Source organism: Flavobacterium sp. (assembly GCF_049318185.1).
Taxonomy (GTDB): Bacteria; Bacteroidota; Bacteroidia; order Flavobacteriales; family Flavobacteriaceae; genus Flavobacterium.
Genome location: NZ_JBMOGV010000004.1, coordinates 1 through 23,607, shown reverse-complemented (window position 1 = coordinate 23,607; position 23,607 = coordinate 1). Strand labels below are relative to the sequence as shown.

Here is a 23,607-nt window from a genome sequence, read left to right as displayed (position 1 = left end):
TTGATTGGTCTACAAATCCTATTTCAGCAGAGCTATAATAGTTATAGTAACACTAAGCAGACAACGAACCAATGCCAAAACCCGTAGTAGAAAATAAATATGAAATCTGTTATAGATAACATTTTATGCGATTATCAATTAGTAATATTGATATTAAAAGAGGAGGAATTTTAGTTAAATTATCTGTGTATTATATAACTCTAATTACTAATTGTGAAAGCCAAATGGGGTAAAATTTTCTATATTACTTAATCTAATTGTCATTTCTATATTAATTTGGGACAAATGTTTACATTAAGATAGGGTGAAATCATTAAATTATATCTTATTATCGATTTCATACTATTAGGAATTAATATTTTATAATTCTACGATAAAAATTATATATTTGCAATCCAAACAACATTACTATGAGTCAAAAAGTATTGCTCACTTCCAAAGAAGTCAATATCATACTCCATCGTTTGGCTTGTCAGTTAATCGAAAATCATCTCGATTTTTCTAACACTGTTTTAATTGGTATACAGCCTCGAGGCACTTATCTTGCTAATCGAATTAAGGCTTTACTAGAAAACGATTATCATATTAAAGAAGTGAAATTGGGATTTTTAGATATTACTTTTTTTCGTGATGATTTCCGTCGTGGCGAAAAACAATTGGAAGCTCACGAAACACAAATAGATTTTTTAATTGAAGACAAAAAAGTTGTTTTTATTGATGATGTTCTTTTCACAGGAAGAAGTATCAATGCAGCATTAACTGCCATTCAATCTTTTGGAAGAGCCTCTGAAGTAGAATTATTAGTATTAATTGACAGAAGATTTAGCCGTCATTTACCCATACAACCAGATTATCGTGGAAGACAAGTCGATGCTATTAATGATGAAAAAGTAATAGTTTCTTGGAATGAAAAAGAGGGAGAAGATGCCGTATATTTAATTTAAGGGAAAAAGGAAATGAAAATAAAACATAAAAAGATACAACACACAACTTACCATTAAAATGTCCGAACTATCAGTTAACCATTTATTAGGCATTAAATATCTCAAAAAGGAAGACATCAACTTAATTTTTGAAACCGCTGATTATTTCAAAGAAGTCATTAATAGACCCATTAAAAAAGTGCCTTCTTTGCGAGATGTCACTATTGCCAATATCTTTTTTGAAAATAGTACAAGAACAAAACTTTCCTTTGAATTAGCTCAAAAACGTCTTTCTGCCGATATAATTAGTTTTTCAGCATCACAATCATCTGTTAAAAAAGGGGAGACTTTAATTGATACGGTTAACAATATTTTAGCTATGAAAGTTGATATGGTTGTCATGCGTCATGCTAATCCTGGAGCAGCTTATTTTTTATCACAAAATGTAAAAGCATGCATCATAAATGCAGGGGATGGATCACACGAACATCCATCTCAAGGCTTACTCGACTGCTATTCTATAAAAGAAAAATTAGGTGAAGTAGGAGGAAAGAAGGTTGTTATTGTGGGTGATATTTTACATTCACGTGTAGCGCTCTCAAATATTTATGCACTTCAGTTGCAAGGTGCAGAAGTTAAAGTATGTGGTCCAAAAACATTAATTCCAAGATACATTGAAAGTATTGGAGTTTCAGTAGAACCAAATTTAAGAAAAGCTCTTGAATGGTGTGATGCTGCAAATATGTTACGCGTTCAAAACGAAAGAATGGATGTGAATTATTTTCCTTCTACTAGAGAATATACAATGCAATATGGGGTTGATAAAGCATTATTAGATTCTCTTAAAAAAGAGATTGTAATTATGCATCCAGGTCCAATTAATCGTGGAGTAGAAATTACCTCAGATGTGGCGGACTCTCAACAATCAGTAATACTTGATCAAGTTGAAAATGGAGTGGCTATTAGAATGGCAGTAATTTATCTCTTAGCTTCTAAATTACTAAAGTAAAAAAGTCCCGATTATTCAGGACTTTTTTATTTATTCAGATTGTAAGTTTCTCAGTTGTTTTAGCTTGTCTTTTAGTATAACTAATTCTTCTTTTTTAAGTTCAATATTCTTTAATACTTCTTTTACCATAGGATTATCTGCTTTGGCTTTAGCAAAAAATTGAATATTATTCTCTAATTGGAATATTTCAGCTTGTACTTCATCAACTTTACGAATTATAAATACTTTTTCATTATCTAATTTCCTGCTATCTGTACTAGCTAAATGATCAAGTTTGTTAGCATAACGCACCATTTCATTGTCTTTTTTGCTCAAGCTAAGTTTTTCAAAAAAGGCGTCTAAAATTTTATTGAATTTTCCTTCGATGTGTCTACGAGCAAAAGGAACTTTGCCAAAACTTTTCCATGTTTCTATGTGTAACTTGATAGCATCTAAATCAGCTTTATGATCTCCAACAAGTTCAAATGACTTTAAAGTTTCTATATAAGTTTTTTTCTTATCAAAAGCTTCAACTTCTTCAGCGTTAGCTTCATTCTTTTGTTCTTTTAATTTGTCAAAATATTCGTTACATGCTGCACGAAAATCTGTCCAAAGTTTATCAGAAAATTTTCTAGGAATATGTCCAATAGACTTCCATTCTTCTTGAATTTGTTTGAACAATGGTGTTGTATTAGCAAAGTCTGTACTTACTTTTAATTCATTGGCTTTTGCTACTAATGCTTCTTTCTTAAAAAGATTGTCATTTTGTTCTTTCTTAATGTCTTTATAGAATGAATTTTTTAATGAATTAAAGTTTCTAACGGCGTTTTTGAAATCTGTCCAAGTTTGTTCATTAACTTCTGAAGGTACTTTTCCGGTTTTTAAAAATTCATTTCGTAAAACTTCAACTTTTTCCATTTGACCTAACCAAGCAGAGTGAGAGTTTACTTTTTCTTGCGCTAAAATTTCTATTTTTGCAATAATATCTTTTTTCTTCTCTAGGTTTGCAGTTTCAACCTCTCGAAGTTGCTCAAATAAAACCTCACGTTTATCGTGCATTTTTTTTGTCAATTCACTGAATTTATTCCAAATTTCTTCACGATTTTCTCTTGAAACAGGTCCAATTTCTTCTTTCCAAATGCGGTGTAAATCTTGTAATTCACGAAAAGCTTTATTGATATCTTCTTCATGTATTAATTCTTCAACACGCTCAATTATTTTTAGTTTTTGAACTAAATTATGTTTGAAATCTAAATCTCTTATTTCTCTGTCCAAATGAAGAATATCGTAGAAATTTTCTAAATGGAAATGATAATTGTTCCAAACATGATTATATTTATCCTTCGGTATAGGACCAGCTACTTTCCATCTATCTCTAATATCATTAAATTTCTTTAAGGTAACTGGAATGTTATCTTGACTTTGAATAAGACTTTTTAATTCTTCAACTATGGCTAATCTATTTTCTAAATTAGCTTTTAAATCATTTTGAAGACTTTTGAAATGTGTGTTTTTGTTATCTCTATATTGAGAATAGAGTTGATCAAATTTCCCTTTTAAAGGAAAATTATAATGAAAATCTTCAGTATTATCTGGATTTTCTGTATGGAATTCTTCTTTCTTCTCATCAATGAAAAGATAATATTTAGATAAGAATGATTTTTTAAGTTCTTCTATATGGTCTTTAACAGACATTAACTTTTCTACAGCAACTAAAGTAGTCAACTCTTTTACTAGTTGTTCCATTGAAAGAGTTTCATACTCCAACATTGGAATATCATGACGTTCTTTTAATGATTCGTCTTCGCTTTCTTCCGCATTTGCGTCCTCAATGGCACTTATCACGGATTCATTTTCAGTTTGTTCTACTTCTTCTATTCTTTCAGATTCTGCTTCAGGTAAAATATCATCAACATCTTCCTCAATCTTTTCAATTGTTTTTGATATAGTAAATTCTTCAATAGTTTCTTCAACTAGTTCACGTTTTTCTGTGGCTAATTCAATTTCATCTTCTGTAAGTTCTTCTGTTAAAACAGCTACCTTGGCTTCAACAACTTCCTCATTTTGAATTTGTTGTATCTGTTCGCTAATGCTCGAGTCTTTTTCAACATCAGCAAAATTTTCAAGTACTTCCTTTACAGGAGTTTCTACTACTTGTTCTTGTTCGCTTTCATCAATTGTGTCGGCTATTTTTTCTTGAACAAGGTCAATAATTTCTTGATTTTCAGTAGGAATCACATTATGTGACTCGTTTTCTAAGCTTCCATCTGCATTAAGCAGGTTATCATTCTTTTCTTCTAACATTTTATAAATGTTTTAAGGGTTACACTTTATGAGGGCGAAAGATAGTAAAGAAGCACTAAAAATTCAAAGAAAATCAATGTTTTTCAATTCTTTTTATCACTTTTAATTATTAGAACTTTATTAAATAAAAAACTCTATTGAATTTCAATAGAGTTTAAAGTACTAATTTTTTGATTTATAATTTTAGTTAATAAATACCTTTTTGGTTATCGAAGTTTTGTTTGATGACAATTTTAAAAAATAGAATCCTTTAGGTAAATTACTAATTGAGTAGTTGTTATTGTCAAAAATAGGGTTTTTAATTTGCTGGATAACTTGCCCATTAATAGTGATTAAATCTATTTCCTCCAATGAAATAACAGATTGAATATTTAGTATACTATTAGATGGATTTGGATAAATTGAAATACTATTTTCTAAATCATAGGCTGATGAAGATAGAGGAGTATTTGGCCATCTGTTTTGTGCTATTGGGCCGCCCCAAATTAAAGTAGCCAAATAAGGATTGTCAATAAATGGATTTCTATTTCCTTGCTTATAATTATTGGGATTAGGTGTTCCGCCTAAATAATCGTTTCTGTTATCTTCATATTGTGAAACTGGATCTTCAGCATTCCATTGTAGCAAAAGGTTAACCATGTTAGCATCACTTGAAGTAGTTGTTCCCGCAGCAACATAAGTAGGAAGGCATTGATCTCCATAATGTAAATACATATACATTATAATTCTAGCAACATCCCCTTTCCATTCGTCTCCAGGATACCAATGATTACCTACATCGCCTGAGTTTCCTGTGCCAGCAGCATAGAGTTTATTTCCTCTATTGCTATTTCTTTGAACATCACAAGCTCTAAGCATATGTGCATCTGCACCCGGTTCAAACTGTCCTAAATCTGGATTTCCAAGTGATTGTGCAAAAATGTGTTCTCTATTCCAATCGCCGTTATTTCCACTATTACTATCTTTATTTCTGGAATGATCATTTGTTATATCAGCATCCGTTCCGTTTTCCCATCCATACATCAAAAGTACATTTGAAGAATTTGAAGGGTCTAAATCTACTTGTTTGAGCGCATTCCAAACATCTGGTGTATAAATCAAATAATTGGAATGTGTATCGATAATCTTTGTCTCTAAAGCAACTTTTAAATTTGTACCAGTTAAAGTCCAATTAAATCCATTATAGTAAGGACTTTTAGGAGCGCCAGACTGGGAAAAAGCAATCGCTATATTTAGGACTAATAGAAATGTAAATATTTTTTTCATTTGTTGTTTATTAATTATCTTGTTTTCGTTCTAATAACGCCATATAAAACCCATCAAATCCTGTGTCTTGGGCAAGAATCTTGGTATCTTTAATGAAGGTAAAACTTTTACCTATTTCTGTAGTTAAGAACTTCTTGATTTGTTCTTGATTTTCAGAAGGCAAAACAGAACAGGTAGCATAAACTAGTTTTCCACCAGGTTTTACAATTTTAGAATAATTTTCTAGAACTTCCGCTTGTACTTTCTTTATATTATCAATAAATTCAGGTTGCAATTTCCACTTTGCATCTGGATTTCTTTTCAAAACTCCCAATCCACTACAAGGTGCGTCAATTAATACTCTATCTGCTTTTTCATGGAGTTTTTTAATGACTTTCGTACTATCAATAATTCTATATTCAATATTAAAAGCACCGTTTCTTTTGGCTCTTAATTTTAATTGTTTCAATTTACTTTCATATAAATCCATAGCAATTAATTGACCTTTGTTCTGCATTAATGAAGCCATATGTAATGTTTTTCCGCCTGCGCCTGCACATGTATCTACCACTCTCATTCCTGGTTGAACATCCAAAAATGCAGCTACTAATTGAGAAGAAGCGTCTTGTACTTCAAATAATCCTTCTTTGAAAGCATCGGTTAAGAAAACATTGGCTCTTTCTTTTAAAACCAGTGCATCGGGTTGGTCTTTTAAAAACTCGGTTTCAATATTCAAATCCATTAAAATGGCACGTAGTTGTTCTTTATTGGTTTTTAATGTATTGACACGAAGAATAACTTGCGCTTGTTTGTTTTGAGCAGCGATTTCTTTAGTCCAAGCTTCTTCACCCAGTTCTTTTGTACCCATTTCATCCATCCAATCTGGAATAGATTCTCGCATTTTTCTGATTTTAGATAACTCATCAAATCGGCCTTTAATTTTGCGTTCCGGTGTTCCTTCCAATTGTCTCCAGTCTGGAATGGTATAACCACGTAATACAGCCCAAACCGCAAATATTCTCCACAATTGATCGCGATTTAAAGGTTCTTTTACATCAGCAATTTCCATGTAAAGTCTTTTCCAACGAACTATTTCATAGATGGTTTCAGCAACAAATTTTCTATCGGAACTTCCCCAGCGTTTGTCTTTCTTTAAGGCGCGAGCTACCACTTTATCGGCATATTCTCCTTCGTTGAAGATTGCGTTCAAAGAGTCAATGGTAGTGTAAACTAAATTTCGATGTAATCGCATGATATTAAAAAAAGATAAGCCTGCAAAGATATTGCTTTTTAATTAGCAACTTCAATAGTTAGACTTAATTATTAAAAATTGTAGTTCTGGTTTCTTTTCTGCAGTAAACAAGAAATACAAAATGTGTTGATTTTTTTCTATTTATAGCTACTCGAATTGATTATAAATATACATCACAAACTAATTAAACGAAAGAACATATTAATTTGAATTTCAGTATGTTTATAAAAATCATTCCGTGTTAATTATTTTAAAAAAAACATATCCAACATATTTTTTTAATTTATAATAAATATTTTTTGTTAATTTGAAAAATATTTATTCGCATGAAAAAAATTTTACTTCTATTTTTAATAACATCTTCAAATATTCAAGCTCAGAAACTTCACCATCAAATGCTCTCTTCACAAGGAACTAGTAAAGAGGTATCCAGCGGTATTTTTGTAAGTCAAACTATTGGTCAGCAAAGTGTTATTGGCAACTATAACAGAGAGGGTAAAATCTACGGTCAAGGATTTCAACAAAGTTTCTGGCGCAAATACATCAACAATAACTCTTCTATTGCAATAAATACAGTTACTTATCCTAATCCTTTTGTATCTAATATTAATTTCCAGTTTTCACAAGCTGTAAAAGAAACTATAACTTTTAGTTTATTTGATATTCGCGGCAGACTTATCTTGACCCAAGAAAAAGAAGCTACAGAAAATATATTATCAATTGATTTGCCCAATTTGTCTTCAAGCAATTACCTAGTGCGTTTAACAGCACCCAACTTTTTATACTACACACAAATCCTAAAAAAATAATGAGAAAACTACTTATTTTAGTTATAATTTTCTGCTCTTTTCAGAAAATTCAATCCCAGGAAGTTTACCTGCAAACAGGTAAAAATTTTACAAATTATGATTATAAAAGTAATAGTAGCAATACATCTGTTTTACAAGCCGGCACTGGTGATTTCTATGAGATTGGTTATGTAATGACCCTAAAAAACGAAAAATTAAAATATGCTTTTGGATTAAATTTAAACGAATACAATGCTATTGCTGGTAACACTGTGAGTTCTTATTCATGGAATACTCAATATCTTGGAGTTCAAAATTCTTTCTCTGTATCGCTTGTTAAAAAAAGAGGATTTGAGGCTTCTGCTAATGGTGGATTTGGTATTTCAACACTCATCTATGGAAAACAAGTCATTAATGGTGAGTATTTTGATCTTTCTTCACAAAAAGAATTCTCAGGATTTTGGATAACAAACAAGTTAGGTATTTCGGCTAGTTATAATATTGATAATGATATATACTTGAGCCTAGGATATGCCTATTCTAAAAGCTTCAATCTATCCAACAACACAGATGAGAAACTATCTTTCAACAACAATCAAATTCAATTTGGTGTTCATTTTACGTTCAAATAATATTAAATAGTTATGAAAAAAATATACCTTTTATTAGTTCTTCTTTTAAGTTCAGTTATTTATGCACAAACTAATGGTATAACATACCAAGCAGTTATATTAAATCCTGAAGGTGACCATATCCCTGGTTATAATAACGAAAGAGCACCACTTATTAATACACAAGTTTGTTTACGATTTATAATCTATTCAGGAACAACACTTGAATATCAGGAGGACTTACAAACTACCACAGATGAATTTGGAATGGTGAATGCAATAATAGGAATGGGTATTCCGAGTGGTGGTTCTGCATCAAATTTTGGAAGTATTATATGGAATGGTAGTCCAAAAAGCTTAGCTGTTGAAATAGATTTTAAAGCATTATGTACCACTTTCATAGGAATAAGTAATCAACCTTTTACGGCTGTGCCTTATGCTCTATATTCTGCTAGTTCTGGAACAAATGGTGCAGCAGGACCACAAGGACCAATTGGATTAACTGGTGAACAGGGTGCAGCAGGACCACAAGGGCCAATTGGATTAACTGGTGCACAAGGTGTAGCAGGTCCACAAGGGCCAATTGGATTAACTGGTACACAAGGTGCAGCAGGACCACAAGGACCAATTGGATTAACTGGTGAACAGGGTGCAGCAGGACCACAAGGGCCAATTGGATTAACTGGTGCACAAGGTGTAGCAGGTCCACAAGGGCCAATTGGATTAACTGGTACACAAGGTGCAGCAGGACCACAAGGACCAATTGGATTAACTGGTCCACAGGGTGCAGATGGCCCTCAAGGAATCCAGGGAGTTTCTGGGTTAAGTACTATTGGTGCTATTAGTAGTATAGCAAATTTAAATGGTGCCTCAATAACTGCTGGCGAATTAAACTTAGCTCCAGCAGATGAAAATAATGGAGGTGTTGTAACAACTGCTGACCAAACATTTTCAGGGACTAAAACTTTTACCGATACAGTTACTACAAACACTATTAATACAACTACATTAACTGCAACAAGTGTTACATCGCCTTTTTATGCATCTATACCGCAAGTTTTAGTTTCTGGTTCAGACATAATTTGGGATCCTATTAATGGATTAAATGCATCTGTAACATTAGACCAAAACAGTACTTTAAGTTTCTCTGCCACACCAAGTGCTGGTACTTATGGAACTTTAGTGATCACACAAGATGCTACTGGCGGAAGAACAATCACATTGCCTTCACTAATTAATAAAGTTCTGGGATCAGCTTCTAGTACAACTATTGCTTTATCAACAGCTGCAGGTGCTCAAGATATTTTAAATTTTTATTATGATGGAACAAATTGTTATTGGAATATAGGCCAAGGATATGGACAAGCAGCAACTGCTCCTGCAACAGATCTTACATCAGGTGTTTCAGGAACTTTATCAGTGAATAATGGTGGAACAGGTTCATCAACTCAAAACTTTGTTGATTTAACGACAGCACAAACTGTTGCAGGTGCTAAATCATTTACATCAGAAGTAACCGCTAGTTCCTTTATCAAATCAGGAGGTACTGCTACAGAATTTTTAATGGCTGATGGTTCTACTTCTAATGGTAGTTCCACATCTGTAGGTGCTATTAGTACTTCATCAACAGCAAATGGTGCTTCTATTACTGCAGGCGAATTAAACCTTGCTCCAGCCGATGAAAATAATGGGGGTGTAGTGACTACTGGTAATCAATTATTCGCAGGTAATAAGGCTTTTAACTCTGATCTAAATGTTAATGGAGTAACTATTGGTAAGGGTGCTGGGCCTGGAAACTACAATACTGCACTTGGTACGGGTGCGCTAAGAGGCAATATAGGATCTAATAATACAGCTGTTGGGTCTGAGTCTCTGTATGCTGCTGCTGGTATGTCAGGTAATGACAACACGTCTGTAGGTTCATCTGCACTTTATTATAATCAGTCGGGTAGTTCTAATACGGCCATTGGATATCAGTCCTTATTTTATAATGAAAACTCAAATAATACAGCTATTGGAAATCGGACTTTGGTCGCTAATGTTAGTGGAAGTGGAAATACTGCTTTAGGAAATGGAGCAAATGTAGGCTCAGATAATTTGACAAATGCTACGGCAATTGGTAATGGAGCAACCGTTTATTCTAACGACACCATCCAATTAGGAAATTCATCAGTAACTAACGTAAATACAAGCGGTTCAATTACTGCAAATGCAGCAATCAGTTCAGAAATAATAGCAAGCTTAACTATTGACAGTTCTAATGCAGAGGAGTTCAAAGGAAAAGTAATGATTTGTAATCCAAATAATGAAATTACAATTACTTTCAGTAATGATTTGCCATTAGGATTCAATTGTATGGTACTACAAAAAAGCACCGACTCTAATAAAATTAACTTTGCAGGAGGTTCTGGAGTGACCATGAAAAACAGAAATAATTTTACCGCTACAGCAGGTAATTATGCTATTGCCACTATTGTAAATATCGGCGGTGGAATTATTGTTACCGCTGGAGACATGCAATAAATATATAAATTTAATACTAATAACATATCCAATAAATCAATACTAAAATGAAAAAAACAACTTTAATTACGCTTCTATTTCTAGCTTTCACTTTTCAAAGTCATGCAAATAATTTAATTGTGGGAACACCAGTAATTAGTGGAAACACGCTTACTTTTACTATTAAATGGGACAATAGTTGGTACGTTACAACAGGACCATCAAATTGGGATGCTGTTTGGATTTTCGTAAAAAGACAAACTTGTATAAGTGGTGCTTCAAGCCCATGGATACATGCTCAATTAGCAACAAGTGGACAATCAGTAACAGGTACAGTTCTTCAAGTGGATACTGTTTCTGATAATGCGGGTGTCTTCGTAAGAAGAATCTCAGCTGGAATTGGTAATATTACTCAAGAAACAATTACATTAACATTGGATGCTCCTGTGGGTGCAGATAATATTGGTGTATATGGAATGGAAATGGTAAATGTACCAACTGGTAATTTCTTTATTGGGGATGGTAATTATAATAATTATCAAGTTTTTGGTGATGCTAATAACCAGCCATTACAAATTACAAGTTCAACTACAAGTTTGACTAATGCTCAATATGGTAATCAACAACAATTAGGATCGTCAGTTACTTTACCAAGTACCTATCCTTTTGGTTACAATAGTTTTTATTGTATGAAATATGAAATTACTTGTGCTCAGTACGTATCTTTCCTTAATACTTTGTCTTATGATCAGCAACTACATAAACAACAAGATATGAACTGGAATACGACTCCACCAACATCTCCTGAAGGTACAGGTTATATGTGTAATTGGGGTTATAGAATAGAGATTAAAACACCAGGTGTTTCTACAACTTCTTTAACTCCTGCTGTTTATGCATGTGATGCAAATGATAATGGAATATATGATGAAGATTGTGATGGTTTAGGTTTACCCGTTCCCTTAAGACAAGAGCATTGGTTAAGCTATTTAGAGTGGTCAGCTTTGAGACCTATGTCAGAATTTGAATATGAAAAAGCTTGTAGAGGTCCACTCGATCCAGTTAAAGCTGAATATTCCTGGGGAAGCACCGATATTGCACAAATGCAATATACTGGTGCGGATTGGGGTTGTTCCACAGATATTCAAAATTATTTTGCATTAGGTCTTTGTAATTATTATACGTCTAGAATGTATAGAGCAGGAAGTTCAGCTAATGCAAATACAGATAGAGTTCATGCTGGTGCAACTTATTATGGTATTCTTGATATGACAGGAAGTACTATGGAGCGTTGCGTAGGTGGTTGGGGTTATGATTATTCAACTTTTACAACTGCTAATGGAGATGGAAATATAAATAATGATGGTGCTTGTGGCAATACAATATGGAATAATTTGCAATATTGGAATAGAGGCGGTTCTGCTGTAAACTTCAATGCAGGTCAAACTTCTAATAGAAATTATGGCAACGATGCAAGTTATGGTTCGGCTCAAGCTGGTAGAGGAGTTAGATCTAATTAATCCTATTTAAGTGATAAAAAAAATAATTATATTAGTTTTAATTTGTTTGGGGCAAAACTCATTTGGACAAATTGTGCTTCCTTCTATGCGTGGGATATTCAATTCTAAAAAAACTACTACCATGTATTCAGGTGGTAAAGGATTTGGTTCATTTCAGCAAAGTTTGTTTCAAAACGTTTGTGCACCACTTCAAGTTGAATCTATTTTTTATGGAGGAATAGGTTATGGAGATCAACAGCATGTAATTGTTCAAAATACTTGTACTCCTATATCCGTGGAATCTATTTTCTATGGAGGAATCGGATATGGCGATCAACAGAAGGTCATAGTGCAGCTTGCTTGTACTGAACCTACAATTGAGTCTATTTTCTTCGGAGGAAAAGGTTACGGAGACCAACAAAAATCTGTTATTCAAAGTTTTTGTATAGCCCCTTCAGTTGAATCAATATTTATTGGTGGTACTGGTTATGGTTTTCAAAATCAATCTGTAATACAAAATGCTTGTTACTGATATTATTATGAGATAATATATTTACCTTATTTTATTGCAAACGGAATTTTTTTCGCACGAACAACATGGTTTTTTTATGCATAATAATTATATGTCACTGGCAACAGCCCTAATAGGTGAGATGTATCATATTTAAACATACTAAATTTATTCAAAACTAATAGTAAATAAGTTTTTTACAACTGATGTTTTAATAATTAAAATTCTTGAAATAGAATTTATATATTTTATTAAAACATATAACGAAAAACCGCTATAATTCTAAGTTTATAAAGTAGAAACGTCACTATTTATTCTATGCAACTCTATTTTCTCTGGAGCATGAAGGACTAATGGGAATTGTTCAATTTTTACGGAACTACTATCTAAACCAAATCCTTTTTCTTCAGACAAACTGAATTTTTTCATTAAAAAATAGGTATTCATAACAATCTTTTCAAAGAATGTTAAATCACTATCATTTGAAAGAAATTTTTCAGAAAGAACAAATTTAAAGTCGCCAAGTATATTGTTTTTATTTAACGATTCATATCTACTAGTGATATCAACTTCTCCACGATCAACCATGTCTTTTATAACTTGTTTGAACATTAAATTGATTTTTGTTGGTTCTCTAAATCCAAGATAAAAATCAATTCTATAGATATCTTCCTTAATTATTTCAATAACTTTATATTCTTTTTTGTAAGGTTCGCTCAAAACATTAACATGTATAAACCAATACAAATCGGCACGTTTCGGCCTTTTTTGAAGAATGGAATACATTACTTTTTCTTCTATTTCATCACTTCTGTTGCAGTTAGTCATATAAACTAAATGTGTTGCATATTTAGGTATTGATAAATCAACACTCAATTCTGCAAGTACTTTTTTGTAATCTTCTATTTTAACGATTTTAGTGTAATTTTTACTAATTTGTTTTGCCAAATACCACGTTGCCATGATAGCAATTAATCCAACTGCTATTATTAAAGTTACAAAACCACCATGAAGAAATTTTACAATATTAGCATACAAAAAACTAAATTCAATGGTTAAATAAATTAGTATAAGAGGAACAATTAAATATAGTTTTACTCTTTTGATTATCAAATAAAAGTTGAGTAAAATGGTTGTCATAATCATACATAAAATGATTGCTAAACCATATGCGTGTTCCATATTTGAAGATTCTCTGAAATAAAGAACAATTCCTATACAACCTAATAAAAGCAACCAGTTTATAGATGGAATATACAATTGACCCTTTAAATCTGAAGGGTATTTTATTTTTACTTTTGGCCAAAAATTCAAGCGCATAGCTTCATTAATTAGCGTAAACGACCCACTAATCAAAGCTTGAGAAGCAATAACTGCTGCCAAGGTAGCAATGACAATTCCTATAGGTTGAAACCAATTTGCCATTATCAAATAAAAAGGATTACCAGCTGTTCCACCAAGCTGTTTTAATGTTTTTCCTTCCTGTGAAATTAAATAGGCACCTTGTCCAAAATAGTTTAACAAGAGCATTGATTTAACAAAAATCCAACTTACTCTAATGTTTTTTCTTCCACAGTGGCCCATATCAGAATATAAAGCTTCAGCTCCAGTTGTACATAGAAATACAGCACCAAGAACAAAAAAGCCTTCAGGATGAATATTCAATAATTCATAGGCATAATAGGGATTAATAGCACTAAATACAGAGAAATCTTTTAGTATTTGAATAGAGCCTAAAACGCCCAACATAGTAAACCAAATCAACATCATTGGTGCAAAAAACTTACCTACTAACTTAGACCCAAATTGTTGTATAGTAAACAATACTATCAGGATGCTAATTACAATAGGTATTGTATTTATTTCTGGATTGAAAAGTCTTAATCCTTCAACTGCTGAAGAAACAGATATAGGGGGAGTTATAACTCCATCAGCGAGCAGTGCACTTCCTCCAATTATTGCAGGTACAATTAACCATTTTATTTTGGTTCTTTTAACCAAGGCAAACAAAGCAAATATTCCACCCTCACCATGGTTATCAGCACTAAGGGTGATAAGTACATATTTTAAAGTTGTTTGAAGTGTAAGTGTCCAAAAGATGCAAGATATACCTCCTAAAACGATATCTCTTGAAATGGCATGAACACCAAGTATGGCTTTCATAACATATAATGGAGAAGTACCAATATCACCGTAAATTATTCCTAATGTAACAAGTAATCCACCGGTGGTAAGTTTGCTGTGAAGCTGATGATTATGAGCGCTCATGAAATTTTATTAAACGATGCAAATTTATACCTTTTTCATACAACTGAATATTTTATACCAATTATTTTTAATAGAAAAAAAGATTGTTCTAAGATTTCAACTAAATGTGAATTAGAATGAACAAATTTCTATATTAGCTCATAATCTAATGATTTCAGATGAAAAATTTATTTAGACAAATTACGATTTATATGTTTTTTGGTTTTAGTAATTTAATAGCTCAAGAATATAAGTATGTAAAAATCGATACTTTATTGAAAGAAAAAATAAGTATTAGAGCTATTATTGTTGATTCTGATAAACTTTGGTATGCAGGAGATAACGGTCAAGTTGGCTTTATAGATATTCGTACAACATTCAATAGTAATAAGCAAATAGTAAAGGATAATTTAAAATTAGAATTTAGAAGTATTGCGAAAACTTCAAAAAATATTTTTTTAAATAATATAGGAAGTCCAGCTTATGTATTTAAAATAAATAAAAGAAGTCTAAAGGAAGAAATAGTTTATACAGAAACTAATGAAAAAACTTTCTACGACAGTATGCAATTCTGGAATGGGCAAGAAGGTATTGCTATTGGTGACCCAACAGAAGATTGCTTTTCTATTCTTTTAACTCGTGATGGAGGTAATTCTTGGAATAAATTATCATGTGAAAGTTTACCAAAATTAGTAGAAGGTGAAGCTGCTTTTGCAGCAAGTAATACTAATATCGTTGTTAAAGGAAATAATACTTGGGTAGTTTCTGGAGGTAAAAAAGCTAGAGTGTTTTTTTCTTCTGATAAAGGACATACTTGGAATGTTTATGATACACCAATAGTTCAAGGAAAAGATATGACAGGTATTTTTTCGGCAGATTTTTATAACCATAACATTGGAATCATTGCTGGTGGCGATTATGAATTGCCTGAACAAAATTTTCAAAACAAAGCTATTACTACTAATGGTGGAAAAACCTGGAAGCTACTTGCTGAAAATTCAGGATTTGGTTATGCCTCTTGTATTCAATTTATGCCTAACTCAAACGGAAAAGGAATAGTTTCTGTAGGTTTAACCGGGTTACACTATTCCTCTGATGGAGGTAGCACTTGGAAACAATTATTATCAGATCCTACATTATATACGATACGCTTTTTAAATCAAGTTACTGCTTTTGCTGCAGGAAAGAATAAAATTATCAAAATAGAATTCAAAAAATAAGAGAGAAAAGCAATCTTGTTTTTATTTTACTAATTTTTTATCGCGATATTGTTGTAGTAATTTTTTATTGAAGTTTTCTTCTGCTTTTTTAAGTTTTAAAATCTTAATAGGTGAAATAACCCCTTTTATGCTTGTTATAAATTTCTTTTTTGCTTTGTATAATTCATCTTCAGTACTTTCCATTTGTGCTAAAATAGTAACAGCTTCTTTTTCGGATAAATTTTCAAAAGCATTATCATCTAATCGGTCAAGGTAGTTTTTTAATTTTTCTCTTCTAATTTCATGTTGCTTTTCTTCAAAAGCATTAAATAAAGGCCAAAATTTTGTTGCCTCCTCCGGATTTAAATTTAGTTCGTTAGTGATAAAGGCAACTTTCATTGCTTTTACTTGTTCCTTTTTTCTTTTTAATACTTTCCCGTTTTGAGCAAAAACGCTAAAAGATAATAGCAATAAAAGTATTGTTGTGATATTAATTTTTTTCATAATATTAATTTATAATGTATTGTTCTAAATTAGAATTTGTTGATAAAATGGTTTCTAAATCTTCGTCTTGTAGATTAAATTCAATTTTCATTTTTACTAAATCTTCTTTGTCTAACAAATCAACAATTTCATCTTCGGAAATTGAGGAATCATAAGCAATGTAGTTTTCTATTGTTGTGGCATCTAACTCTTGATTTTTTATTGAATACTTTAAATATAAAGGAATGGATAACATTACAATCACTATAGCCGCAGCCACAAAATACCAAGTTTTTGTAATATTAAATATTGAAATAACTTTAGGTTCGTGTATAGGTATTTGTGCTAATATCTTTTCTGAAAATGTATCAAAATAACCATCGGGAATTGTAAATCCAGATGTGATTTTGGGTTCATTATCTAATTTAAAATCATTCATAATTATTTGACAAGTTTTGAAATAAAAGGTTTAATTGGTTATCATATATTCTTCAATTTTTTTTACAGCATGATGATAAGATGCTTTTAATGCTCCAACAGATGTTCCTAAAACATCCGACATATCTTTATATTTTATTTCTTCATAATATTTCATTTTAAAGACCAATTGTTGTTTTTCTGGAAGTATAGCAATGGCTTTTTGCAGTTTTAATTGAATTTCGTTTCCATCAAAATAAGTATCCGCTTTTAAGTTGTCTACAATTTTACTCTGTAATGCTTCACTTGTAGTTCCGTTTCGTTTAGCTTTGTTATTAATAAAAGTGATGGCTTCGTTAGTAGCAATCCTGTACATCCAAGAGAAAAGTTTGCTTTCACCTTTAAAGTCTTTTAAATATTGAAAAACCTTAACAAAAGTATTTTGTAACACATCATTCGCATCATCATGATTTAAAACTATATTTCTTATCTGATTGTATAAAGGTCTTTGATAATTGCGCAAGAGTTTTTGAAACGCTTGATTTTGCGTTTTCGGATTTAATAATTCCTGTATAAAATCCTTTTCTTCTTGCAAATCTATAGTTTAGCTTTTGGAATAAATATAAATGAAAAGGTTTAATCTTTAATAAAAAATTATGGAGTTTCTGTTGGAATATTATCCGATGGAACAGGTTCTACTGCTGATTGAGCAATTTCAGCTTTTGGAAAAACAGGAATATAAATTTCTGTAATCCATTTAGAGGGTTGTTTTATATCGTCAATAGTTTTAACATATACTTCGCTATAATTTCCTGCAAAATTCTCTTTAAAACCATTAGCAGTAATATATTTTTTTGCTTTTGACCATGCTTCTTGTGTGTGTGAATAATCACCAACTAAAGTTGTTTTTAAACATGTAAAAGGAATTATTTCACCAGAAATTACATCACTTTCTGGTGAAACGAATATTTGTTTTTGGGTTGGAACACATACAGAAAATGTTACAAAATCATTAGTAATGTCATAACGATTATATAGTACGAATGGTTTTCCTGTCATTGGTAATTTGTTCTTTTTAAAGAAATGAACCATTCTTGTCATAATAATTTTAATGTTTTTTGACACACTTTTCACTTTGCAAGAAACAGTTTGTTGCAAACAAAATCCAGAATTTCTTTGCACAACTCCATTCACATTTATGGAATAGGTTTTCATTTGATAGTTTAGTGTTTTGTCTAAATTAGATAAACTTTTTTCACAAACATCATTTAGAACGGATGAAATCCCTCCTTGAAAAAAGATAGCGATTTTGGTAAAAACATCCATTTTACCTTTATTATAAACAGTAACTTTTGTTCCTCCTATAGTATCTTTCAATTTCCAAGAAACTAAAGCAAAAGTTCCATTAAATTTTACTTTTTGTGAAATACTATCATTTTCTTTTACAAAAACAGTTTTTACTGTTCCATCGTTTGATCCGTTTTCCCAAGAGCAATAAGCTCCTGAACCCATTGTTTTTGATGGATAATTAAATTTAATTCCTTCATCATTCTCCATCCAAGAACCAAAACTTTCCCAGTTTTTTAAATCATTTACATAATCAAATACAGAGATTTTCTGTGCTTTAATAACTTTTGATCTTGATACTTTGAAGTCTCCTTTTTGAGTAGCTACGTATACAGTAACACCCATAAATGCTAACAATAAAAGCAAGAATATATATTTTAGAATTTGCATAAACTATCTTGATAAAGAGTAACAAAGTTAAGAATTTATTGGATGTAAAATAATCAGTGTTTAATTGTTACTTTTATCACAAAAAGCAGTAGAATAAAAAATAAAAAAGCAATCAAAACTTTATAACTTCCTTTGTATACTTTTTGATGAAGAGATTTGTCTCTTCCATAGGCAAAATACATTGCAATTACAAACCCTATAAAAAACAAAGCGGCGAATATCCATTGACCAGTTGTGAACATTTATTTTAAATTTTCAACAAATTTACTCAAATGTATGCTAAAGTTGTATTTTGCATCATCAATTAATTTATAATAATATGCAAAAACAACTCAACGCAGTAAAAGAATTTCACACCTCATTCGGACTCGGTGTAAGCCACGAAATGAAAGCTCATTTGGGTGAACAAAAAAATGTACTTCGTTTTAATTTAATGAAGGAAGAAAACGAAGAATATCTAGAAGCAGTTCAAAATAATGATTTAATAGAAATTGCTGATGCACTTGGTGATATGCTGTATATTCTTTGCGGAACTATTTTGGAACATGGATTGCAACACAAAATAGAAGAAGTTTTTGATGAAATTCAACGTAGTAATATGAGTAAACTGGGTGAAGATGGAAAACCTATTTATCGAGAAGATGGCAAAGTAATGAAAGGGCCAAATTATTTTAAACCAAGTTTTGAAGCCATACTAAAATAATAAATCCTCCATTTGGAGGATTTATTATGAACTATATTTTTACTGACCAACCAAAAGTATCTTCAGTTAGTTTGTATTGTATTTTGGTTAATTTATCTTTTAATTGAATGGCAAAAGAGTTTTCAATTTTTGGTAACTCATAATAATCTCCTTTAAATTGAAATCCTACAATAGGACTAACAACAGCAGCTGTTCCTGCACCAAATATTTCTTTAAGACTTCCGTCTTTAGCAGCATTAACTATTTCATCAACTAAAACCGTACGTTCAACAATTTCAATATCATCTCGTTTAGCTATTGCAATTAGACTTTTTCTGGTCACACCATCTAAAATTCTTTCGCTAACTGGTGCAGTGTATAATGTATCGTTAATTCTAAAGAAAACATTCATAGTTCCAGCTTCTTCTAATTTCGTGTGTGTTGCATCATCAGTCCATATAATTTGCTGGAAACCTTTTTCTTGAGCCAATTTTTGTGGGTAAAATTGAGCAGAATAATTTCCTGCAGCTTTTGCGGCACCAATTCCTCCATTTGCAGCACGACTATAATGTTCAGCTATAATTACTTTCACTTCACCCGAGTAATAAGAACGAGCAGGAGAAAGTATTATCATAAAACGATATTGTGAAGATGGTTGGGCAATTACACCTGAGCCTATAGCAATCATAAAAGGTCTTATGTAAAGTGTATTTCCTAATCCTTTTTTAACCCAATTTCTATCTAAATCAACTATAGTTTTTAAACCACCAATAAAAATTTCTTCAGGAACTTCTGGCATTGCCATTCTAACTGCAGATTTATTAAATCGCTCTAAATTTTGATCAGGTCTAAAAAGCCAAACATCATCATTTTCATCTTTGTAAGCTTTCATTCCTTCAAAAATAGCTTGGCCATAGTGAAATACTTTTGCTGATGGATCAATCAAAAAAGGCTCATATGGTTTAATAATAGGCTTATTCCATTTCCCTTCTCTGAAATCACAAATCAACATATGGTCTGTAAATGTATTTCCGAAGGCTAAGTTTTCGAAATCAACTTCATTAATTTTAGTAGAAGAAGCTCTAACTATATCGATTTCGTTTGTTGTTTTTAACATCATTAACAATAAGTTTAGTTTAGAAAAAATACGTATAAATTTGGTAATTAGTTAGTTATAAATATTTTCTAAAAATTATAATTGAGTTGGTAGATTTTGTAAAACTAATAAAAATATGTTTGAATTATGCAATCAATAAAAATAATATATGCTTTTTAGAAAATTAATAATTTTAAGTCCTTTTTTTGTGCTAATTATTAATATCTATAAAATATATTGTCAATTTGACTTATTAAACTGTTAATCTTTTTTACTTTTGCAATTATTAAATTTTATGTTATGAAAAAAATAAATGCTTTACTAATTTTAACCTTATTATTAATTGGATTTAATTCGATAGCCCAAAAAAATGCAAAGATAAAATCTTTTAGTAGTAATGATTATGCTTTGTTTGGTGAAAAATTTAAAGTTTCCAAGATTTTAAACCAAAGAGAAATGTTAAAAAAATATAAATCACTAAAAAAAGGAGATACAATAACGGTTCAATTTCAATCGAACATTAAATCGGTTTGTAAAAAGAAAGGTTGTTGGATGAAAATGCAATTAGCTAGTGATAATGATTCTTTTGTGAAGTTTAAAGATTATTCATTTTTTGTTCCACTAAATGCAGATGACAGTCAAGCTATAGTTAATGGGAAAGCATTTGTAGATGTTGTTTCTGTAGATGAATTAAAGCATTATGCAAAAGACGGCGGAAAATCAACATCAGAAATTGCTAAAATTACCAAACCTGAAATAACATATTCCTTTTTAGCATCGGGTGTTTATATCAAAAAATAACTAAAATGAAGAAATCACTTTTGGCTATTTTTTGCTTAGTATTGTTTTCTTGTCAAAAAAAAGTTGATAAAATAGCAACTAATCAATGCTCAATTAAGAAAGAGAAGAAATTAGAAATGTATCAAATGTCTGAAATGGCAACTTTAATGGAACAGATGTATGTTGATAATCAAAGATTGAAAGAACGTATTCAAAAAGGTGATACGATAGGTCAATTTCCACAACATTTTTTGGAAATTCATAAAGCTGTCATGACTGATGAAACAGATAATGATGCTTTTTTTAAAGAAAACGCAGCTAAATTTATCAAGGCTCAAGAACTGATATATAAAGACCCAAAAAACGCTATTAAACATTTTAATACTGGAGTTGATGCATGCATTCAATGTCACCAACAAAAATGTGGCGGACCCATCCCGAGAATAAAAAAACTTTATATTAAAGAGTAATATTGAAAAGAGAAATTATTCAAACAAATGATGGTTCAACCACAATTCATTTGCCAGAATGGAATGAAAGTTATCATTCTAAGCACGGTGCCATACAAGAAGCATATCATGTATTCATAAAAAATGGGCTTTCCCTTTTTCAAGGAAAGCCCATTGCTATTTTAGAAATTGGATTTGGAACTGGGTTGAATGCTTTTATTACTCATTTAGAAGCAAACAAGAATAATCAAATTATAGATTATGTTGGAGTAGAAGCATATCCAGTAGCTATTGAGGAAGCATTGAAAATGAATTTTGCAAATGAAATTGACACTACAAAAGCCACTTTTTTCAATCAAATGCATGAATGTGAATGGGAGATTAAAAATACTATTTCTATAAATTTCACTTTAATAAAACGAAAACAATTTTTTCAAGATATAAATGATATAGAAAGTTTTGATTTAATTTATTTTGACGCTTTTGGCTACAGAGTGCAACCAGAATTATGGTCTGAAGAAATCTTTTTAAAGATGTATAAAGCTTTGAAATTAAATGGTGTTTTGGTTACTTACGCTTGTAGAACTTCCATAAAAAACGCTATGTTATTAGCAGGATTTTCTGTTGAAAAATTACCTGGTGCACCTGGAAAGAGAGAGATGTTACGAGCTACTAAAGGAATTTAAAAATGATTATTCAAACTTATTAAAGAAAGCCCTGGAAATAAATAATATATTTAAACTATTTATTGATAAAATACTATTGAAGCCTAAAAGGCTTCTTTTATTATTATTTCATTGATTAAAAATCCTATTAAAATAGAGCTTGAATTTTATTTTATCGATAAAGAATGATTAAACCATTATTTTTTATTATTTTTTTGTCAAATTTAAACATGGAGTTGTAAAAACATCTCCTTATTTTTTTTGTAGTGGACTAATGATCTGCACATTTTGAAAAGCTATTGCTCCTCTAACTACGCCAGAAATAGTATTTCTTAGCGCATCTATGATATGAATTTTCAATTCATTTTTAGGAAAAATTAAACTTACTTCTCTGGCTGGTTTAGGCTCTACAAAATGCTTCAGTTTTAATTTATCTTTTTCATTTAAGTTTAACGTATGAAGATAGGGAAGAAGCGTAGTTCCTAAACCTTCATCTGCTAATTTAACTAATGTTTCAAAGCTACCGCTTTCTATTTGAAAATGATTTTTATCGTTTTTATTTTGATTTTTGCATAAATTTAAAATCCCATCTCTAAAGCAATGTCCATCTTGCAATAATAAAATTTCATCAATATTCAAATCATCAATCTCAATTTCTGATTTATGAAAAGAGCTATGATTTTCTGGAATGTAAGCAACAAAAGGTTCAAAGTATAGCACAACTTCTTTTATCTTTTCTTCTTCCAAAGGCGTTGATGCAATGGCGGCATCAAGGTGACCATTTTTTAATTTTTCTATAATTTCATTGGTATTCAACTCCTCAATAATGAGTTTCACTTTTGGGTATTTTTTGATAAAATTATTTAAAAACATTGGCAAAAGAGTAGGCATAATTGTTGGTATAATTCCTAAACGAAATTCCCCTCCAATAAAACCTTTCTGTTGGTCAACTATGTCTTGAATTCTATCGGCTTCGTTGACAATATTCTTTGATTGATTTACAATTTTTTGACCTATTTCTGTTAGTTGAATAGGCTTTTTAGTTCTATCAAATATCTGAATTTCTAGCTCTTCTTCAATTTTTTGAATTTGCATACTTAAAGTAGGTTGAGTAACGAAACACTTTTCTGCAGCTTGAGTGAAGTTTTTATATTCAGCAACTGCAAGAACATATTTAAGTTGTGTAATAGTCATTGCATAGTATTTAATTATGCAAATATAAAAACTAT

23 protein-coding genes are annotated in these 23,607 nt (G+C 30.9%); 12 read left to right on the top strand and 11 right to left on the bottom strand.

The genetic code is table 11. The features are described 5' to 3' along the window. Positions 1–410: 410 nt before the first annotated feature. A complete protein-coding gene (pyrR, locus tag ACOYLT_RS00865; RefSeq protein WP_422851944.1) occupies positions 411–944 on the top strand; it encodes a bifunctional pyr operon transcriptional regulator/uracil phosphoribosyltransferase PyrR in 534 nt (177 codons plus the stop codon). A gap of 58 nt (positions 945–1,002) precedes the next feature. Beyond that, a complete protein-coding gene (locus ACOYLT_RS00860) occupies positions 1,003–1,932 on the top strand; it encodes an aspartate carbamoyltransferase catalytic subunit (RefSeq protein ID WP_422851943.1) in 930 nt (309 codons plus the stop codon). Between the two features lie 30 nt (positions 1,933–1,962). Here ACOYLT_RS00860 and ACOYLT_RS00855 read toward each other — a convergent pair whose 3' ends face one another. The 3 genes from ACOYLT_RS00855 to ACOYLT_RS00845 all read right to left on the bottom strand — a co-directional run bounded on the left by ACOYLT_RS00855 (position 1,963) and on the right by ACOYLT_RS00845 (position 6,712). Beyond that, positions 1,963–4,215, bottom strand: a complete 2,253-nt coding sequence (locus tag ACOYLT_RS00855; protein ID WP_422851942.1) for a DUF349 domain-containing protein — start codon at positions 4,213–4,215, stop codon at positions 1,963–1,965. 183 nt (positions 4,216–4,398) lie between these two features. Beyond that, positions 4,399–5,481, bottom strand: coding sequence for an endonuclease (locus ACOYLT_RS00850; RefSeq protein ID WP_422851941.1), 1,083 nt, complete (start codon positions 5,479–5,481; stop codon positions 4,399–4,401). A gap of 10 nt (positions 5,482–5,491) precedes the next feature. Next, on the bottom strand, positions 5,492–6,712 hold the full coding sequence (locus tag ACOYLT_RS00845; RefSeq protein ID WP_422851940.1) for an RsmB/NOP family class I SAM-dependent RNA methyltransferase: 1,221 nt from the start codon (positions 6,710–6,712) through the stop codon (positions 5,492–5,494). 326 nt (positions 6,713–7,038) lie between these two features. Here ACOYLT_RS00845 and ACOYLT_RS00840 point away from each other — a divergent pair, with 326 nt between their 5' ends. The 5 genes from ACOYLT_RS00840 (at position 7,039) to ACOYLT_RS00820 (ending at position 12,644) form a co-directional block, all read left to right on the top strand. After that, positions 7,039–7,521: a T9SS type A sorting domain-containing protein gene (locus tag ACOYLT_RS00840; RefSeq protein WP_422851939.1), complete on the top strand. Its 483-nt coding sequence runs from the start codon at positions 7,039–7,041 to the stop codon at positions 7,519–7,521. Beyond that, a complete protein-coding gene (locus ACOYLT_RS00835) occupies positions 7,521–8,132 on the top strand; it encodes a hypothetical protein (protein ID WP_422851938.1) in 612 nt (203 codons plus the stop codon). Before ACOYLT_RS00840 ends, ACOYLT_RS00835 begins: the two co-directional genes overlap by 1 nt. Positions 8,133–8,144: 12 nt before the next feature. Further along, on the top strand, positions 8,145–10,634 hold the full coding sequence (locus ACOYLT_RS00830; RefSeq protein ID WP_422851937.1) for a hypothetical protein: 2,490 nt from the start codon (positions 8,145–8,147) through the stop codon (positions 10,632–10,634). Between the two features lie 47 nt (positions 10,635–10,681). Further along, positions 10,682–12,133, top strand: a complete 1,452-nt coding sequence (locus ACOYLT_RS00825) for a hypothetical protein (RefSeq protein ID WP_422851936.1) — start codon at positions 10,682–10,684, stop codon at positions 12,131–12,133. A gap of 85 nt (positions 12,134–12,218) precedes the next feature. Beyond that, on the top strand, positions 12,219–12,644 hold the full coding sequence (locus ACOYLT_RS00820) for a hypothetical protein (protein WP_422851935.1): 426 nt from the start codon (positions 12,219–12,221) through the stop codon (positions 12,642–12,644). A gap of 267 nt (positions 12,645–12,911) precedes the next feature. Here the strand turns inward: ACOYLT_RS00820 and ACOYLT_RS00815 are convergent, their stop codons facing one another. Further along, on the bottom strand, positions 12,912–14,891 hold the full coding sequence (locus ACOYLT_RS00815; protein WP_422851934.1) for a KUP/HAK/KT family potassium transporter: 1,980 nt from the start codon (positions 14,889–14,891) through the stop codon (positions 12,912–12,914). Positions 14,892–15,049: 158 nt separating this feature from the next. Between ACOYLT_RS00815 and ACOYLT_RS00810 the strand changes: the two genes are divergently transcribed. Further along, on the top strand, positions 15,050–16,090 hold the full coding sequence (locus ACOYLT_RS00810) for a WD40/YVTN/BNR-like repeat-containing protein (RefSeq protein WP_422851933.1): 1,041 nt from the start codon (positions 15,050–15,052) through the stop codon (positions 16,088–16,090). A gap of 21 nt (positions 16,091–16,111) precedes the next feature. Here the strand turns inward: ACOYLT_RS00810 and ACOYLT_RS00805 are convergent, their stop codons facing one another. From ACOYLT_RS00805 to ACOYLT_RS00785, 5 genes are read right to left on the bottom strand one after another with little or no spacing between them, the layout of a single operon-like run. Beyond that, positions 16,112–16,573 carry a sensor of ECF-type sigma factor gene (locus tag ACOYLT_RS00805; RefSeq protein WP_422851932.1) on the bottom strand — a complete coding sequence of 154 codons (462 nt, stop codon included), beginning with the start codon at positions 16,571–16,573 and terminating at the stop codon, positions 16,112–16,114. A gap of 4 nt (positions 16,574–16,577) precedes the next feature. Next, positions 16,578–16,991: a hypothetical protein gene (locus ACOYLT_RS00800; protein ID WP_422851931.1), complete on the bottom strand. Its 414-nt coding sequence runs from the start codon at positions 16,989–16,991 to the stop codon at positions 16,578–16,580. A 30-nt stretch (positions 16,992–17,021) separates the two neighbouring features. Continuing rightward, a complete protein-coding gene (locus tag ACOYLT_RS00795) occupies positions 17,022–17,564 on the bottom strand; it encodes an RNA polymerase sigma factor (protein WP_422851930.1) in 543 nt (180 codons plus the stop codon). 59 nt (positions 17,565–17,623) lie between these two features. Then, positions 17,624–18,706, bottom strand: a complete 1,083-nt coding sequence (locus tag ACOYLT_RS00790; protein WP_422851929.1) for a GyrI-like domain-containing protein — start codon at positions 18,704–18,706, stop codon at positions 17,624–17,626. A 53-nt stretch (positions 18,707–18,759) separates the two neighbouring features. Beyond that, the gene (locus ACOYLT_RS00785; protein ID WP_422851928.1) at positions 18,760–18,948 is read right to left on the bottom strand and encodes a hypothetical protein; all 189 of its coding nucleotides are present in this window, start codon (positions 18,946–18,948) and stop codon (positions 18,760–18,762) included. A gap of 77 nt (positions 18,949–19,025) precedes the next feature. On the opposite strand from ACOYLT_RS00785, the gene ACOYLT_RS00780 reads away from it, so the two are divergent. Beyond that, positions 19,026–19,409: a hypothetical protein gene (locus tag ACOYLT_RS00780; protein WP_422851927.1), complete on the top strand. Its 384-nt coding sequence runs from the start codon at positions 19,026–19,028 to the stop codon at positions 19,407–19,409. Between the two features lie 31 nt (positions 19,410–19,440). Here ACOYLT_RS00780 and ACOYLT_RS00775 read toward each other — a convergent pair whose 3' ends face one another. Continuing rightward, complete coding sequence (locus ACOYLT_RS00775) at positions 19,441–20,508, bottom strand: branched-chain amino acid aminotransferase (RefSeq protein ID WP_422851926.1); 1,068 nt, start codon at positions 20,506–20,508, stop codon at positions 19,441–19,443. Between the two features lie 276 nt (positions 20,509–20,784). Between ACOYLT_RS00775 and ACOYLT_RS00770 the strand changes: the two genes are divergently transcribed. From ACOYLT_RS00770 to mnmD, 3 genes are read left to right on the top strand one after another with little or no spacing between them, the layout of a single operon-like run. Further along, complete coding sequence (locus ACOYLT_RS00770; RefSeq protein WP_422851925.1) at positions 20,785–21,285, top strand: DUF4920 domain-containing protein; 501 nt, start codon at positions 20,785–20,787, stop codon at positions 21,283–21,285. Between the two features lie 5 nt (positions 21,286–21,290). Then, entirely contained in the window at positions 21,291–21,734 is a 444-nt protein-coding gene (locus ACOYLT_RS00765; protein ID WP_422851924.1) for a hypothetical protein, read from the top strand. 2 nt (positions 21,735–21,736) lie between these two features. After that, on the top strand, positions 21,737–22,399 hold the full coding sequence (gene mnmD, locus ACOYLT_RS00760; RefSeq protein ID WP_422851923.1) for a tRNA (5-methylaminomethyl-2-thiouridine)(34)-methyltransferase MnmD: 663 nt from the start codon (positions 21,737–21,739) through the stop codon (positions 22,397–22,399). Between the two features lie 231 nt (positions 22,400–22,630). Here the strand turns inward: mnmD and ACOYLT_RS00755 are convergent, their stop codons facing one another. Then, positions 22,631–23,572 carry a LysR substrate-binding domain-containing protein gene (locus ACOYLT_RS00755; protein ID WP_422851965.1) on the bottom strand — a complete coding sequence of 314 codons (942 nt, stop codon included), beginning with the start codon at positions 23,570–23,572 and terminating at the stop codon, positions 22,631–22,633. Positions 23,573–23,607: the final 35 nt, after the last annotated feature.